Raw genomic sequence first — 15,116 nt, forward strand, 5'->3', positions numbered from 1 at the left:
GCGCACGGTGGTTGCGCTCCCGCTCCGCGGGAGCGCTGGCGGGTGGCTGCGCCACCCGCTCACCCCTCTTGCTGCGCAAGAGGGGTGACGGCCCGTCCGCTGCGCTCCCGGACCGGCGGGACTGCGTCCCGCTGCCAGGCTTCCGCTTCGCTCCAGCCTGGCCGGCGGGTCCGCTGCGCTCCCCCGCCTGACGGTCCTTCCGGCTGCGCCTCCAGGACCGTTGGGGCCCGCTGTCGCGGGCCAGGCTGACTACGAGGGTGGGGGGTCGCTCGTTCGCTTCGGGTTCTAGTGTAGTGGGTGCATCAGGTTGATGCAGTATGTACCGTTGGCAGAAACGCAGGACACCCCCCAACCACCAAGGCGGGGCGAAGTCTCGGCAGCAGGGAAAAGGAAACCGCATGTGGAGTGCTCAGGATGTGGCGCGGGGTCAGGTTAGGCGCCAGGCAAATGGTCTCGATATGGCCGCCGTTGCGGAGAAGGTCGCGGAGGCTGCTGCCCGGGAGCGTGAGACAGCGGAGCAGTTGAGGCGAGGCGGTTCCTTCTCCGAGTTCGAGACGGACCCGGAACGGCTGGCTGCCATCTGGGCGGCAAAGCACATGGAGTGGCAGCGCGTCAGGGACTTGATGGCTCAGGCCGGTTGGGGCGCGTACGAGCCGGAGCAGGACACCCAAGGCTCCAAGTGGGCTCAAGAGCGCCAAGAACGGCGTGACGGTGCTCTCGCGGCCCGGGCCGCCTTCGAGGCGCGGCGGCGGGAGGAGGCGGATGAGCTGCGGGCGGAGCTGTGGCTGTCCGCTGCGCCCAGCCGGCTGATCCGGTCGGCGGCCGATCGGGCCGGGCTCATGCCCGCCCAGGTCCTGGCGCAGCTCGCCGAGCGGGTCGTGGTGGGCGAAGACGGTACGGTATCAGTCCCGCCCTTCACGCCGTCCCGGTGATTTCCCGAAGCGGTCATGAAACGAGTTAGGGGAAGATTGCTAAATGCCGGGTATTCAGCTCAGGGAACACCAGGTTGACCAGAAGGCTGCTTTCCGTAAGTGGGTGGGATTTCCTGCAAGGTCATCTGTGCCCCTGGAGGGTGCTCGGGGCACGATCGTGTCAGCTACCGGTTCGGGCAAGACGATCACGGCGGCTGCGTGCGCGCTGGAGTGCTTCCCGGGCGGCCGGATCCTCGTCACGGTGCCTACCCTGGACCTGCTCGTGCAGACCGCCCAGGCGTGGCGCCTGGTGGGCCACCGGGCGCCGATGGTGGCGGTGTGCTCGCTGGAGAACGACCCGGTCCTGAACGGGCTGGGGGTGCGCACCACCACCAACCCAATCCAGCTCGCCCTGTGGGCCAGCTCCGGGCCCGTGGTCGTGTTCGCCACGTACGCCTCTCTCGTGGACCGCGAGGACTTCGACGACCCAATGGGCCAGCGGAAGGTTCGCGGGCCGCTGGAGGCCGCTCTGACGGGCGGGGAGCGCCTGTACGGACAGCAGATGGCAGGCTTCGACCTCGCGATCGTGGATGAGGCCCACGGAACCGCCGGTGATCTTGGTCGGCCGTGGGCGGCGATCCACGACAACGCCCGCATCCCTGCCGACTTCCGGCTGTACCTGACCGCGACCCCGCGCATCCTGGCCTCGCCCCGCCCGCAGCGCGGGAAGGACGGCCAGGAGCTGGAGATCGCGAGCATGACCGACGACCCGGACGGGACGTACGGCGCGTGGCTGGCCGAACTCGGGCTGAGCGAGGCGATCGAGCGGGGCATCCTCGCGGGGTTCGAGATCGACGTGCTGGAGATCCGCGACCCCTCCCCCGTCTTCGGCGAGTCGGACGAGGCGCTGCGGGGCCGGCGCATGGCACTGCTGCAGACCGCGCTGCTGGAGCACGCCGCGAAGTGGAACCTGCGCACCGTGATGACGTTCCACCAGCGGGTTGAGGAGGCCGCCGCGTTCGCGGAGAAGCTGCCGGAGACCGCTGCCGAGCTGTACGTCAACGACGTCTCCGACGAGGACCTGGCGAAGGCGGAGAAGCTGCCCGCATCGTCGATCGACGCGGAGTTCTACGAGCTGGAGGCCGGCCGCCACGTGCCGCCGGACCGGGTGTGGTCGGCGTGGCTGTGCGGCGACCACCTCGTGTCCGAGCGGCGTGAGGTGCTGCGGCAGTTCGCCAACGGCATCGACGCGAACAACCGGCGCGTACACAGGGCGTTCCTGGCGAGCGTTCGCGTGCTCGGGGAAGGCGTCGACATCACCGGCGAGCGGGGAGTGGAGGCCATCTGCTTCGCCGACACCCGCGGCTCCCAGGTGGAGATCGTGCAGAACATCGGCCGGGCGCTCAGGTTGAACCGCGACGGCTCCACCAAGGTGGCCAGGATCATCGTGCCGGTCTTCCTCCAGCCCGGCGAGGCCCCGCAGGACATGGTCCCTTCCGCCTCGTTCCGCCCCCTCGTCGCGGTGCTGCAGGGCCTGCGCTCGCACGATGAGCGCCTGGTCGAGCAGCTCGCATCCCGTGCCCTCACCCACGGGAAGCGCAAGGTGCACGTCCGGCGCGACGAGGACGGGCGGATCGTCGGTGTCGGCGGCAAAGGGGACGGCGAGGACCAGGAGCAGGACGGCGCCGATGCCGCTGCCGAGTCCGCGCTGCTGCACTTCTCCAGCCCGCGCGACGCCGCCACGATCGCGGCGTTCCTGCGCACCCGGGTCTACCGGCCGGAGTCCCTGGCCTGGCTGGAGGGCTACCAGGCCCTGCTCCGCTGGCGAGCGGAGAACGAGATCACCGGCCTTTACGCCGTTCCCTACGACGTTGAGGTCGAGGTGGGCGTGACGAAGTCGTTTCCCCTTGGGAGGTGGGTGCACCAGCAGAGGAAGGCGCTGCGGGCGGGTGAGCTGGAGCCGCGCCGCAAGGAACTGCTGGACGCGCCGGAGGCCGGGATGGTCTGGGAGCCCGGCGAGGAAGCCTGGGAGAACAAGCTCGCCGCGCTCCGGTCGTACCGGCGGGCCACAGGGCACCTCGCCCCGCGTCAGGACGCCGTGTGGACCGACCCCGCCGACGGTGTCCCGGTGCCGATCGGGCAGCACATGGCCAACCTGCGGCGGAAGGGCGCGAAGAACGGCCTGGGCAAGGACCCGAAGCGGGCGGAGCAGCGTGCGGCGCAGCTGGCCTCGATCGACCCGGACTGGAACTGCCCGTGGCCGCTGGACTGGCAGCGGCACTACCGCGTCCTGGCGGACCTGGTCGAGGCCGACGGCAGCCTGCCCGAGATCCAGCCCGGCGTGCTGATGGACGGCGACGACATCGGCAAGTGGCTCCAGCAGCAGAAGCAGCCGGCCGTCTGGGCGCGGCTCCTGCCCGAGCAGCAGGAGCGGCTGACCGTGCTGGGCATCAAGCCGCTTGAGGCGCCCTCTCCAGCCCCGGCGGCCAGGCGTACGAAGGGCCCGAGCAAGGCGCAGCAGGCCTTCCAGCGCGGCCTGGCAGCCCTCGCCCAGTGGGTGGAGCGGGAAGGCGCCGACCGGCCGGTACCACGGAAGGCGGTGGAGACCTTGCCCGACGGGACCGAAACCAAGCTCGGCATCTGGTACAGCAACACCAAGGCCAGGCGGGACAAGCTCACCGAAGAACAACTGGTCGCGCTCCGGAAGTTGGGCGTCGAATGGGCGTAAGACAGGACAGGAGGAAGCCGGTCGTGGAGCGCCAGGCGGCCTGCCTCTCCTTGTCCAGATGTGGCCGTCAGCTCTCGGGTTCGCCGATGTAGGTGTTCGGCATAGTGATCTGTTCGATGCCAGGGGAGAGACGTGGTACTGGTACGGCCTGCGTGGAAATCACCTGTGCGCCGGTGGCTTGGGCGGCATCGGCAATGTCACGGAGAACTTCGTGAACGACGTCGCTTGCGATTCCCTGCTGAAAGGGGTTGTCGAGCATGAGGAGTCCCGGGTACGGGCAGTCGTCCCCCAGGTCCCTCGCCAGGAAAAGCAGGGCCCTGCTATAGGCGAGGAAGAACAGCACCCGGGCTTCGGCTCCGAGAACTTGGCTCCAGGGGCGGGTCCCGACGTAGAAGGTCAGGTCGTCCGCGCTGATCGCCACATTCCCTGCCACCCAGACATCATCGCGGTGGCGGTCGAGGAATTCGTTCATCCGGTCAGCGAACAGGGCGCAGCGGTCGATGGGAGTTCTCCCTGTGGTGGGGGTTTCATCGAGTTGCTGCTTCAGTCGGTTCAGCCTGTCTTGGGCCGCCTGGCTCGTCTGCGTGGCGGCAGTCTTGCGGGTGAGCATCTGCTCGATGGCGGGCAGCGCCATGAGTTTTTGTTCCAGGGCGGCGGTCTGGGCGGCCATCTCTTCGAGTCTGGCCATGAACGGTGCGAGGCGGGCGGCCCGGTCGACGTTCAGCTGCCTGGCGATGTCTTGATGGGTGCTCTGGGCGTGCCGGTGGTCGGCTTTTGCTTGGTCGAGGTCGCTTCTGGTTCGGGCGATGACTTCCTGGAGGTCGTCGGCCTCTGCGGCCAGGGACCGCTTCTCTAGTTCTCCGCGTCGTCTGCGCTGGTCCTCGGTCACTGGCTGGGTGCAGACGTAGCAAGTGCCCTCTGGGTGATCTCGATGGATGTCGATCTTCTGCTCGCAGGCAGGACACAGGCGCACCGGCAGGCTGTCGAAGAGGTCGACGGAGGCTAGAAGGCGTTCCATGCGGGCGATCTCTGCCCGGACCGTGTTGTGAGATTGCATGTGGGCAGTCAGGACCTGCTCGAGGCCGGCGACGTTCTCGGCGGTGCTCGTGAGGTTCTGGGTCGCCTGCTCGTACTGGTGCGACAGGGTGGCGTCGTAGCCATGGCTCACTGCCCCGGCATCGCCTTCTTGGCGTCTTCCGGCAACAAGCTGCTCCACTTCGCGGGTCAGCTGGGAACGTTGCCTGACAACCGCGTCGAGCTCGGCCCGCAAGTCGGTTCTGATGGAGTTGACCTGCTGCTCGCTCCTGGGTGTTGGCAGCTGCAGGTTCTCGCAGACGGCTGCGACGGCTCGGTCTGTGCTGTCATGCACTTCTCGTTCGGCCGCCTGCGCCTGTGCGAGTCGGCGTTGTGCTGCCGCAAGCTCGAAGTCGTGGTTGCTGTACCTGGTCGGGGCGAAACCCAAGAGGTAGCTGATGACGGCTCGCCTCAGGAACTCTTGTTCCTTGTCAGCGAACTGAGTCCACGAGTCCTCGTTGCGGTAGATGTGGCGCAGCACGCTGCGGAACGTCAGAGGTGTGAGCTCGGTGGCGGTGGTGGCCTGGATGCCTTTGGGAATACTAAGGATCGGCCAGCCAAGCTTGTGCAGGATGCGGTCGGAGAACTCACCGACAGGGAATTCGTCGCCGTCCAGTACGACCTTGTTCTGGCGCCCGTACTGGAGGCTGCGCCGGATCTCCGTTGGAGCGCCGTCTAGGGTCAGTTCGATGCTGACCTCTACGTACTCGTCGGCCACGGCCGCCTTCAGGGCCTCGGTCGGGCTGTCCCGGTTGCCCAGACAGTAGTCGATGGCCTTGAGCGTGGTGGTCTTCGAGCTGTTCCTGACGCCAGACAGAACGCTGAGGCCGGCGGTGTTGAACGCGTACGTATCCATCTCGCCCGACATGTGCACCAGCGTGACCGACTCGACTCGCAGCCCTTTGCGGGAGGGTGTCGGGGGCGTCGTCATGGCCTGATCTCCTGGTTGTAGGCGAGGTCCGCCACTTCCTCGGGGAAGAGTTGGTAGACAAGATTCTTCAGGTCGGTCCCGGACCACTGCGCCAGGTTGTCCCTCATGGCGCGGCATCGAGTGACGATGGGCTGGAATTCGTCCATGTCCGCCAGCGCTGCGGCCGCTCGCTTTCCTCCCGAGGTCAAGCGGACGCGCTCTGGTCTGTGGCTGGTGGTGATGGTGATGAGACCGCGGGCCATGAGGAAGGCCAGAAACTGGCGGTAGCGGGGGTCCCAGGGACCGAACCGGTACCGGATCATCGGGGCCTCTACCTCTTCGGGCATCGATGCGCGAAAAGCGTCCTGTCCGCTCAGGGTGTCGGCGAGTTCCGTGTGTGCGCGCTCGAGGAAAGCCGGGTAGCGCAGGAAGAAGTCGAGCTTCGCGAGCTTGGTGCGGCCGGCGATATGAGGACCGGGGGCGCTGCCGCACTCGGCAACCAGGAGCAGTAGCCGCGAAGCGTGAAAGTCTGGCGAGTCGTCGGGGTCCCATGGCCGGTGGGGCGGCGGGATGGCGCTCGCGCCGATGTTATGAAGCATCGGCGTACCGGTTCTGACAGCGGGCGGTGATGTCCGCAAGGACGGCGTGAGCTCGGGCGAGGGACACGGTGCCGCTACTCACCGCGGGGAGGTCTTCTACGCGGGTCAGGGTCTCGAAGTATGCCTCTGAGCCGGCGGGGATGCGTCCGGCGCGTCGTTCTGCCATGACGCGTGAGCAGATGGCGTGGACTTCGTCGGCGAAGGCGTCCATCGCCTCGCGGGCTGGACCGAGGCTGGCACGCCAGGCCCGACGGTACTTCAGCGCGTTGTCCAGGTGCCCTACCGCCTCGTCCGCCGGGATTCCGGCGACCGCGAGCTTGTCAGTGAGTTTCGTGAGAGGCGCAGTGCTTCCGTCCGGCCTTCGCCCGGTGGCCCGTGTGATCGCTTCGTGGAGCATGTCTTGGAAGTCGCTGGGGCACACTTTGCGTGGCACTGGAGCAAGCGCGTCGCGTGCGATGCGAACTCCGAGCCAGACCAGGACGTCTTCGATGTCAGTGGTCAAGGGCGGCTGCCCCAGAACCTTCGTCACGATCGGTCCGAGCCGACGTAGGGCCCTGTCCTCAACCTGCTCGATCGTGCGGCCCTCAACAAAGACCTCTAGACGGTCGACGCACCAGCCGATGTCGCGGGCATCGGGAAGATCCACGCCTTTGAGCCGAACAATGATGTCGTCACGAATCTTCGACGGGACAGGACCACGCTGCTGTCCGCGATCGACGACGAACGCATGGAAGTCGGCCTGCGGACTCTCGTTGACGATGAAGGTGAACCGAGTCTCGGCTGGAAGAGGTTTCCCGAGGAACAGCTTTCCCAAGTAGCTCGTCTCTGGCTTCTTCGGAATGTCCGGTGCACACACGTTGGCGACACTGTGCCGCTTGCCGGCTTCTTCGATGGTCTTCACCTGGCGGTACGCGGGCGCGTCACCGTTCCTACAGACAATGTCTTCCAGGTCCTCCCAGGAGACCTGAGTCCACATGCCCTCATGCATGTCCAGGCAGTCCAGAAGCGTCACCGCGTCTTGGTAGGCGAAACCGCGCCGACTTCGGCGTCCCCCGTCAGCCGGCGCTGCAGACATCGGCGTTCCGATGAGTCAGGCGCCCGTAAGGCGACACAGAACTGGCTGACGACCCTGTGGCTCGCACCCACACCCCCTAGATCATCCAAGGCGGCCAAGTACACCACCGAGTAACAGAGTGTGGCAATACGCTTGACGCTCAGCGACAAAGTTACCCACCCCACCGCCCCCTGATGGGGCTCGGCGCCGGGAGGACAGCACCGAGGCGCCGGCGATTTCCGTCCCGGCCTCCGCCGCCGGGCTGACGGCGGCGAGGCGCGGCGGCCCCGGCCGACGCGCAACCGGCTGAGCGCGTCCCGATCCCCGGCCGCGGCCGCGCCGCCCATCCCGCCCGTCCCTTCCTCCTTCACACCAGCCAAGGGACATGGGCAGAGCAGCCGCAACGGGGATGTCAGCGGGCTGACCATGGCAAAACCGCGTGGTGACCTGCACGAACACGGGGACGGTCCTGCGGGCCGCGCAACACCTAGCGCAACCCTTGGCGCAACATTCAGCGCAACAGATAGGCGCAACCTCGTGCTCCTGGGCGACCGGGGCGACAGGTCACGCGGCTCGGACAGCTCCGTGGGCGCGGGCGAGGTGGCGCAGTTCGGAGCGTGCCGCCGGCACCGAGGGGACGGTTTCCCAGTAGGGGTGCCACCACAGCCGTACGGACAGGCGCAGCAGGCGGCGGCGCAGGGCGGTGGTGTCGCGGGGGCGGGGTGCGGCGAGCGCGTCGTAGGTGGCGTTCCAGGCTGCTTGCGTCTGCACCAGGTCGTCGGGGAAGTCGGTCACGTCCATACCAGCATTAGATCGCTTGTTCGAATTGCATGTCACTTCGGACACGCCCCGTCCGGCGCCGTGGTCGGGGGTCGCACCCGGCGTGGTCGGCCTCATGGTCGGGGCGACCACGCGGGCTCAGCGGCGGCGGAGTTCCTCAGCCCAGTTCCGAAGCGGTCCTTCGAGGACCAGGTTGTCTCCGCGGGCCACGGTCTGGAGCAGCTGGGCGCACACGGTCGCTTCGGCGGCGAGGCCGGCCGGACTGCCCAGCACGGGGAAGGCGGCGCGGACGCGGGCGGCAGTGTCCGGCTGGAGCAGCGAGTAGGCGTAGAGAGTGGCGGCGTCGAACCCCTCCGGGGCCATGCCCCATCCTTCCCAGTCCAGCAGGCGCAGCGGTTCGGTGAGGTTCGCCCAGTGGACATCCGCATGGGCTGTTGCCCAGCAGGAGACGGCCGGGGCGGGGATGCCCACGAACTCGGGGATGGCCCGCTCCATGTACTGCTGCCGTACGGCGACGCGGCCGGTGTCGACGGCCGCCACTTTCTCCAGCGTCCCGGCGAGGTCGTTCCACCAGGAGTCCGGCAGCTGGGCCTCGTGCTGGAGGATCGGGTCGTCGGACAGGACCGGGTCATCGACGCGGACCGACAGCTCCGCCCGGTAGGCGATGCCGTCGTCGACGGCGTCGTGGACGGCCAGGAGGGCGGGCCGGTGGCCGTCGAGGTCGCCGAAGGCGTGCTGGGCATCAAGGGCGCCATCCCACAGCTTCCCCGCGGCCTTGTCCTTTGGCGCGGACACCAGGCGCAGCCAGGCGGGCGCGCCCGTAGCGGTGCGGGCCGGGGCACCCAGGGTGCGCCCGGCCCAACCCCAGAACTCCGCGCCCGGCTCCACCTGGACGTCGAGGGCCTTCGCGGTGTGCGCGCCAGGATCTGTGCGCGGCCGGTGGCGTAGTTGGGGGCGGTGTCGACCCACTGCGCGCCGGAGGCGGCCGCTCGGACGGCCGCCTCCGGGATCGCCCGGCACCGGTAGGTACCTAGGGCGAGTTGTGCGGTCACAGCAGGCTCCCCGCTGTCGCGGCCTGCCCGGCAACGAGCTCCTGGACCAGGGCGGCTACGTCCTCCAGGGCGAGGCCGGCCGTGTCGGCGAGCGTGGCCAGGTCCACGGTCCGGCCGTCGGCCAGCGGGCGCAGCCCCGCTTCCGCCTCGGGCGCGAACTCGTACACGGTGCCGGCGGCGGACAGCGTCACCGTGTCCTCGCCGACGTCCAGCACCGCGCGGGCGGTCGTCAGCCGGACCCACAGAGCGCCGTCGACGGGGACGGTGTCGATGTACGGCAGGCTCGGCACCATCCGGCCCACGGCCTGCCCGTCCATCGCCGCCCGGTAGCGGGCGAGCAGCCCGGGATCGTCCAGCAGTTCAGCGAGCCGCTTGCGCATCCCGTCCACGGCGTCGGCCTGGACGTCCGGCGCGGCGAGCAGCGGCAGGTCACGCCTCCAGTCCTCGTGCGTGAGCAGCTGCTCGGACACCCACGCCATCAGGTCGGTCGCCGTGTGGGTCTGCAGGCCGCAGGTGACGTGCAGGGAGCGGGTGCCCTGGTCGGCGGAGACCGCGTGCCACACGCCGCGCGGCACGTACAGGACGTCGCCCGGCCACAGGACCAGGTCGGCGACCGGCTCGGTGGGCGCCTCGCCCGGGTCCTCGATGTCGCGGTACAGCGGGTACGGGCGGGTGGTGCCGTAGATCCGCCAGCGCTTCGCGCCGTCCAGCTGGACGATGACCGTGTCGTGGTCGTCCCAGTGGATGCCGAACCCCTCGGTGGCGCTCCATGAGGCGTAGAGGTTCGCCTGGACTCGGGTGTGCAGCTCACGCTCGATCGCTTCGCAGAGGCGGGCGATCGGCGGGTGGAGTTCGTCGACGCTGTCCAGGGCGAGGGAGGCGCCCTCCTTCAGCCGGGCGTGCAGTTCGGCCGGGTGGAGGCGGTGCCACACCGTGTGGCGGCGGGTGGCCACCGGCGTGGTGTAGCCGCCGACCAGCAGCGTCTCGCCATCGCGGGACAGCCGCATGCGCGGCGGCTCCAGGCGGTGGCCGGCCAGGATCTGGTTGAGATCGTCCCAGGACATCAGCCCGGCGACATCGAGGGCACCGGGTACGTGGCGGTATTCGCGGTGCAGTGCCTGGGCGAGGAAGTCCTCGCCCAGGCACGCCGCGATGGACAGGCGCGTCATCGCGTCAGGGCTCCCAGTCCGTCAGTCGTTGCCGTCGCTCTTGCCGGTGCCGCCGCCGTCCGAGGGGATGGCGTTGCGGCCCCGGGCGGCGACGATCGACCGGCGGGAACGGACCAGACCGCCGGTCGACGGCCCGGACGTGGCGGGCGGGGGCTGGACGGGACTCTGCATGAGGACCCTCCTTCTGATCGGTCGGCCGAGCCCTGACGTCACGGCCGCAACACCCGCTAGTACAGCCACGAGAACGGCTGGCGATAACCCCATCACGGGGCCCCCATGGTGGGTATGGTCGTCAGGCTGACGCAGCGTCATTCCACGAGCTCCCAGGGGGACTTGTGGACGACTTACCGCCGTCACCCGCCCAGATGCCGCACCGTCTGCTGGCCGATCCCACGTTCGTGAGGGCCCTGCGCGAGCGCGACTTCACCACCGTGTTCGCCATGGCGCACAACGAGGGGATCTCCTACAACCGGATCGCGGAGGCATGCGCGCTCAAGTCCGAGCGAGTCAGCCAGATCGCCCGGGGCACCGCAGCTGTCACCGCGCTGGCAACTGTCGAGCGAATCTCCGGCGGTCTGCGCATTCCCGGTGCCCTCCTGGGGCTCGCTGCGCAACCCTGGGAGGACACCGCCGCCCTCGGCACGGAGTCCGACCATGGAGATGACCCGATGAAGCGCCGCAACATGCTGCGTGGCGCGCTCGCCGTCGGCCTCACCGCCCCGGCACTCGCCGCCCTCACCGCCGCCCGGACCGACGTCGACCAGACCCTCTCCCCCGACACCCCCCAGGACCTGGCCGACCTCGAGGCCGCAGCCGAGAGCTACGGGTACGGCTACCACGGCCAAGCCCCCACCCGTGTCCTGGCCGATCTGGTCTCGGACTTCGCCGGTCTGCGCCCGCTGCTCACCATCCCGCAGCCCGCACCGGTCCGGGCCAGGTTGTGCCGGACGGCCGGGCAGATGGCCGGGATGACCGCGATCGTCTTACACGACCTGGGCAGCCGGAAGGAGTCCCGCGCGTGGTTCGCCACCGCCGCCCGGGCCGCCGCCGAATCCGGCGACCAGCAGCTGCACGCCTGGGTCCTCGCCCGTGAGGCGATGGTGCCGCTCAACTACGGCGCCCCGAGGGCAGCGGCCAGCCTCGCCGAACAGGCCCGCCGCATCGCCGGCACCCGGCCGACCGCTGCGGCGACGCTGGCGGCCGCGGTCGGAACGGGGCGTGCCCGGCGTCGCGCGCCGTCAGCGGCCAGCGGGTTCGGGGTAGCGTCGGCGGCGCCGGTCCGGGTCGTCGACGCCGATCTCGTACCAGGGCTCGCCGCGCTGGAGCCGGGGCAGGGTGTTCACCCAGACCGCGATGGTGATGCCCTTCACGTCGTCGGCGAGCGCCTTCAGGCGGTTGTCGAGCAGGTGCTCCTCCTTGCCCGCCAGGACGACATGCAGCCGCGGGAAGGTCTGGGAGCGGGTGTAGCGGTGGCGCTGCCAGAACGGGAACGTGTTGCCGATCGTGCCGCGGGCTCCTTCCCAGACGCGGTGCCCGGCGTAGCGCTCGTAGTCCCAGACCTTCTTGGCGAGCCGGGCCTGAGACATGGTGCCGTTGTCGAGCTCGAAGAGGCGCACCTCGCTGGTCTTCGTCGGCAGCGCGAGGACAGCGTCGGTGTTGAAGCTCAGGCCGGTCTCCTTGATGGCGTGGTTGACCTCCACCTGCCAGTCGGTCAGGTGCTTGCGGCCGCCGTAGGCGAGGATCATGTCCGTCACCGCGACGCCGTGCGGACCGAACCCGGCCTTCACCGCCTTCGCTCCGGTGCCGGCCTTCGGTCGGGGAGGCAGCTCGTTGCCGTCGGCCAGAGCCTTCTGCCCCGCCGGGGTCAGGTTCCAGATCTGGTGCCTTCCGTCCTTGCCGTTCGTCTCCGCCAGCCCCAGCTCCGCCAGCCTGTTCATCGCCCTGCGCACGTACGACCGGCCGTCGGCATCCTCCGCCGTGATCACCTCAGCCATCTGCCGCACCGTGGCTATCCGAACGCACCCCAGCGATCCGCAGCGCATCGGCCCGTACCTTCCCGGCCGTGGGAGTGGACTTCTTCCCCTTCGCCGGTGTCTCAGGGGAAGGGAGAGAGGTGTCAGCGCGCCGGGACGCCCCTTGTCGGGTGGTGTGAGCTGCGGTGATCGGGACGACGTTGGAATCGTTCGCGGCACCGTTCACGGCACTGGATTCCGGGCCGCCCGGCGGGCATTCAGCACCCCTTGTCCAGGTTGGGCGCGGCCCCGGTTCGGGCTGCCGGGCACTGCTGGTGTACGTCATGACAAGGCTCCTCACGCAGGTGACGCGGGGGTCCGGATGGAAGTCCCGCGTCACCTGGTAGAGGTGTGGCGAAAGTCGACGGTGTGACACTCCACTGAGTGCCGTTACCGAGCCGTGATCATCAGGCAGGCGCGGCTGTCCTCTGTCACTGAATCTGGACCGTTTGCCATTGAAGTTGGACTCTGGGAGGTCCCAACGAACGAGGAGCGGACGCTCGGTGCCTTGAACCGAAGGTGGGTTTGTGCCGTAGCAGCAGAGGTGGGCACCAGCGAGGATGCTCGTCATGAGCACGGATCAGACCCTCCCTCCCTTCCGGCCGACGCACTCGACACCGGTGGTGTTCGGTGCGGGAGCGTCCATCGGCGTTCTGGGCGGGATGATCGGGTTGGGCGGTGCCGAGTTCCGCCTGCCGCTTCTGATCAGCCTCTTCGGATTCGCTGCGTTGTCGGCGGTCATCCTGAACAAGGCGATGAGCCTGGTCGTGGTCCTGGTCGCGTTGCCTGCCCGGCTGGCCGCGGTCCCGGCCGCCGACGTCGCTGCCCGCTGGCCGGTCGCGGTCAACCTGCTGGCTGGCAGCCTTCTCGGCGCCTGGGCTGGCGCGTCCTGGGCGGTCCGCATGCGCTCAGCCACCCTCTACAAGGTGCTGGCGGCCCTGATGGTCCTCATGGCCGCCGCGCTCATGGCCACCCACACCACCACCCTGGACACCCTCGCACTGCCGCTCTGGGCCCAGATCCCGGCCGGAGTCGCCGCCGGGTTCGGCATCGGCGTCGTCGCCGCGATCATGGGCGTGGCTGGCGGCGAGCTGCTGATCCCAACGATCGTGCTGCTGTTCGGCGAGGACATCAAGACCGCCGGAAGTCTCTCCCTGCTGGTCTCCCTGCCCACCATGCTGGTCGCGTTCGCCCGCTACAGCCGCGACGGCAGCTTCGCCGTCCTCGGCGCCAACCTCCGCTTCACGGCGGTCATGGCCACCGGCTCGGTCGCCGGAGCCGTGCTGGGCGGACTGCTCCTCGGTGTGTTCCCGGACCTGGTGCTCATCCCTGCGCTGGCCGTGATCCTGCTCGTCTCAGCGGTCAAGCTCGCCCGTCACGACTGAGCGACGAAGACCAATCCAACTTGAATGGCAGCCGGTCCACCTTCGGTGTCAGCGGACAGCGGCTGTGGACCAACTTGTCGGTGACCGGACTTGGGCCGTCAGCGCGCCAGTCTGAGGCGAGCCGTCTCTGCGGCATGGGAGGCGGCTTCGATCAGACCGAGTTCGCCGGCAAGCGTTCCCACAAAGGCATCTACCGCCTCGATCGCGCGACCCTCCATGGTGTCGGGCTCTGCGAAGTAAGCCGCGAACTCTCCGGCGCCGATGCTCGCCATGGCGGGCCGACGGGCCTGGTAGTCGGCCCACATCGGTCTGTAGACGGCGCGCACTCGGTCGAGCTCGGTTTCGTCGATCTCCTCGTGCCGGAGCCGGCGGACTGTTTCCTGGCGGGCCTTCCACATCGCGATGTGGTGCTGGACGGAAACGGGCCCGAACGGGCCGGGAAGGGCTCGTTCGATCCTCGGCATGCCGGGCTGGACGGGCCAGGGCGAGTACAACTCCGTGAGGACCGCGGTCAGTCTGTCGATGTCGATCCGGCCCGTCCGCTCGCCTTCCTCGAGGACAAGCTGGGCGGCGCGCCGTTGCTTGAAGGTGGCTGAGGGATGGGCGAGTTGCTCAACGATGGCGCGGACATTCTCGCTGCGCCGGACGGCGGTCGTCTGGCCAGTAGCGCGCGCGTGGGTACGCCAGGCTCGGCGCGCCTGCGGGGTGAGCACGATCGTGTCGTCGATCAGCCACAGGTACAGCACGACACGGATCAGCGACCGTTGCGGGATGCGCCCCAGCGGGGAACGCTCTCGAGCTTCGAGAAGTCTGGTGAACAACTCACGTTGCTCCGGGGGGAAGACTCGCGGATCACTGCCGTGCGCGCTGGTCTTGCGCGGCTCAGGGTTGGCGAGCATCCCGTCCTCGACCCAAGAGGTCACCATCCTGGGACTGGCTTTCATCACGCCCAGAGCGTGTGCGTCGGCAACCAGATCCGCCGAAGTTCCCTCGACCCACTTGGTGGCCCGATTCCCGTTCATGGCGCCGAACTTACATCGAGATTCGAGCCTCGGGAGCTGCATTCAGCGGACGTCAGCCATAAGGCTTGGGGCCAGCAGAAACTGCGCCCCGCACCGTATCCCTGCCAGGAACACGCGGTGCGGGGGCAGCCGACTTATCCCCTGATCGGAGACTGTCATGTCCCACCGTACGCACCGTCCTGTCCCGAAGCGGCGACGTGCCCGCCATCGTCTTGTCCAGGGCCTCGGGCAGGCGGCGTTCTACGCCGCTGCCACCACGTTGGCCGGCGGGCTGGTCCGCGAGCTGGTCCACCTGGTCCACACGTCCGTCTCTTCGTGCTGACCTGGGCGGGGGGGGGGGGGGGGGGGGGGGGGGGGGGGGGGGGGGGGGGGGGGGGGGGGGGGGGGGGGGGGGGGGGGGGGGGGGGGGGGGGGGGGGGG

General features: G+C 69.0%; 12 protein-coding genes. 3 read left to right on the forward strand and 9 right to left on the reverse strand.

Annotated features, from left to right (window positions below):
* Positions 1 to 458: 458 nt before the first annotated feature.
* Both ACZ42A_RS38800 and ACZ42A_RS38805 read left to right on the forward strand, forming a co-directional pair.
* Positions 459 to 932: a hypothetical protein gene (locus tag ACZ42A_RS38800; protein ID WP_468532095.1), complete on the forward strand. Its 474-nt coding sequence runs from the start codon at positions 459 to 461 to the stop codon at positions 930 to 932.
* A 43-nt stretch (positions 933 to 975) separates the two neighbouring features.
* Positions 976 to 3,639, forward strand: a complete 2,664-nt coding sequence (locus ACZ42A_RS38805; protein WP_468532096.1) for a helicase associated domain-containing protein — start codon at positions 976 to 978, stop codon at positions 3,637 to 3,639.
* A gap of 67 nt (positions 3,640 to 3,706) precedes the next feature.
* Here ACZ42A_RS38805 and ACZ42A_RS38810 read toward each other — a convergent pair whose 3' ends face one another.
* The 8 genes from ACZ42A_RS38810 to ACZ42A_RS38845 form a co-directional block, all read right to left on the reverse strand.
* Entirely contained in the window at positions 3,707 to 5,644 is a 1,938-nt protein-coding gene (locus ACZ42A_RS38810; protein ID WP_468532097.1) for a hypothetical protein, read from the reverse strand.
* Positions 5,641 to 6,222, reverse strand: coding sequence for a hypothetical protein (locus tag ACZ42A_RS38815; RefSeq protein WP_468532098.1), 582 nt, complete (start codon positions 6,220 to 6,222; stop codon positions 5,641 to 5,643). Before ACZ42A_RS38815 ends, ACZ42A_RS38810 begins: the two co-directional genes overlap by 4 nt.
* Complete coding sequence (locus tag ACZ42A_RS38820) at positions 6,212 to 7,297, reverse strand: dsDNA nuclease domain-containing protein (RefSeq protein WP_468532099.1); 1,086 nt, start codon at positions 7,295 to 7,297, stop codon at positions 6,212 to 6,214. The genes ACZ42A_RS38815 and ACZ42A_RS38820 overlap by 11 nt, the downstream gene beginning before the upstream one ends.
* Before the next feature lie 543 nt (positions 7,298 to 7,840).
* The gene (locus ACZ42A_RS38825; protein WP_468532100.1) at positions 7,841 to 8,077 is read right to left on the reverse strand and encodes a hypothetical protein; all 237 of its coding nucleotides are present in this window, start codon (positions 8,075 to 8,077) and stop codon (positions 7,841 to 7,843) included.
* Between the two features lie 117 nt (positions 8,078 to 8,194).
* Complete coding sequence (locus ACZ42A_RS38830; RefSeq protein ID WP_468532101.1) at positions 8,195 to 9,025, reverse strand: hypothetical protein; 831 nt, start codon at positions 9,023 to 9,025, stop codon at positions 8,195 to 8,197.
* A 79-nt stretch (positions 9,026 to 9,104) separates the two neighbouring features.
* Complete coding sequence (locus ACZ42A_RS38835; protein WP_468532102.1) at positions 9,105 to 10,277, reverse strand: JmjC domain-containing protein; 1,173 nt, start codon at positions 10,275 to 10,277, stop codon at positions 9,105 to 9,107.
* Positions 10,278 to 10,298: 21 nt separating this feature from the next.
* The gene (locus ACZ42A_RS38840; protein ID WP_363091709.1) at positions 10,299 to 10,448 is read right to left on the reverse strand and encodes a hypothetical protein; all 150 of its coding nucleotides are present in this window, start codon (positions 10,446 to 10,448) and stop codon (positions 10,299 to 10,301) included.
* Between the two features lie 1,067 nt (positions 10,449 to 11,515).
* Positions 11,516 to 12,271 (reverse strand): replication-relaxation family protein, encoded by a 756-nt coding sequence (locus tag ACZ42A_RS38845; RefSeq protein ID WP_468532103.1) that lies wholly within the window; start codon positions 12,269 to 12,271, stop codon positions 11,516 to 11,518.
* A gap of 587 nt (positions 12,272 to 12,858) precedes the next feature.
* On the opposite strand from ACZ42A_RS38845, the gene ACZ42A_RS38850 reads away from it, so the two are divergent.
* The gene (locus ACZ42A_RS38850) at positions 12,859 to 13,674 is read left to right on the forward strand and encodes a sulfite exporter TauE/SafE family protein (RefSeq protein ID WP_468532104.1); all 816 of its coding nucleotides are present in this window, start codon (positions 12,859 to 12,861) and stop codon (positions 13,672 to 13,674) included.
* 98 nt (positions 13,675 to 13,772) lie between these two features.
* On the opposite strand, the gene ACZ42A_RS38855 is transcribed toward ACZ42A_RS38850, so the two are convergent.
* Positions 13,773 to 14,696 carry a hypothetical protein gene (locus tag ACZ42A_RS38855; RefSeq protein WP_468532105.1) on the reverse strand — a complete coding sequence of 308 codons (924 nt, stop codon included), beginning with the start codon at positions 14,694 to 14,696 and terminating at the stop codon, positions 13,773 to 13,775.
* Positions 14,697 to 15,116 lie beyond the last annotated feature (420 nt).

It is taken from the genome of Streptomyces sp. NPDC030838, from assembly GCF_055572035.1.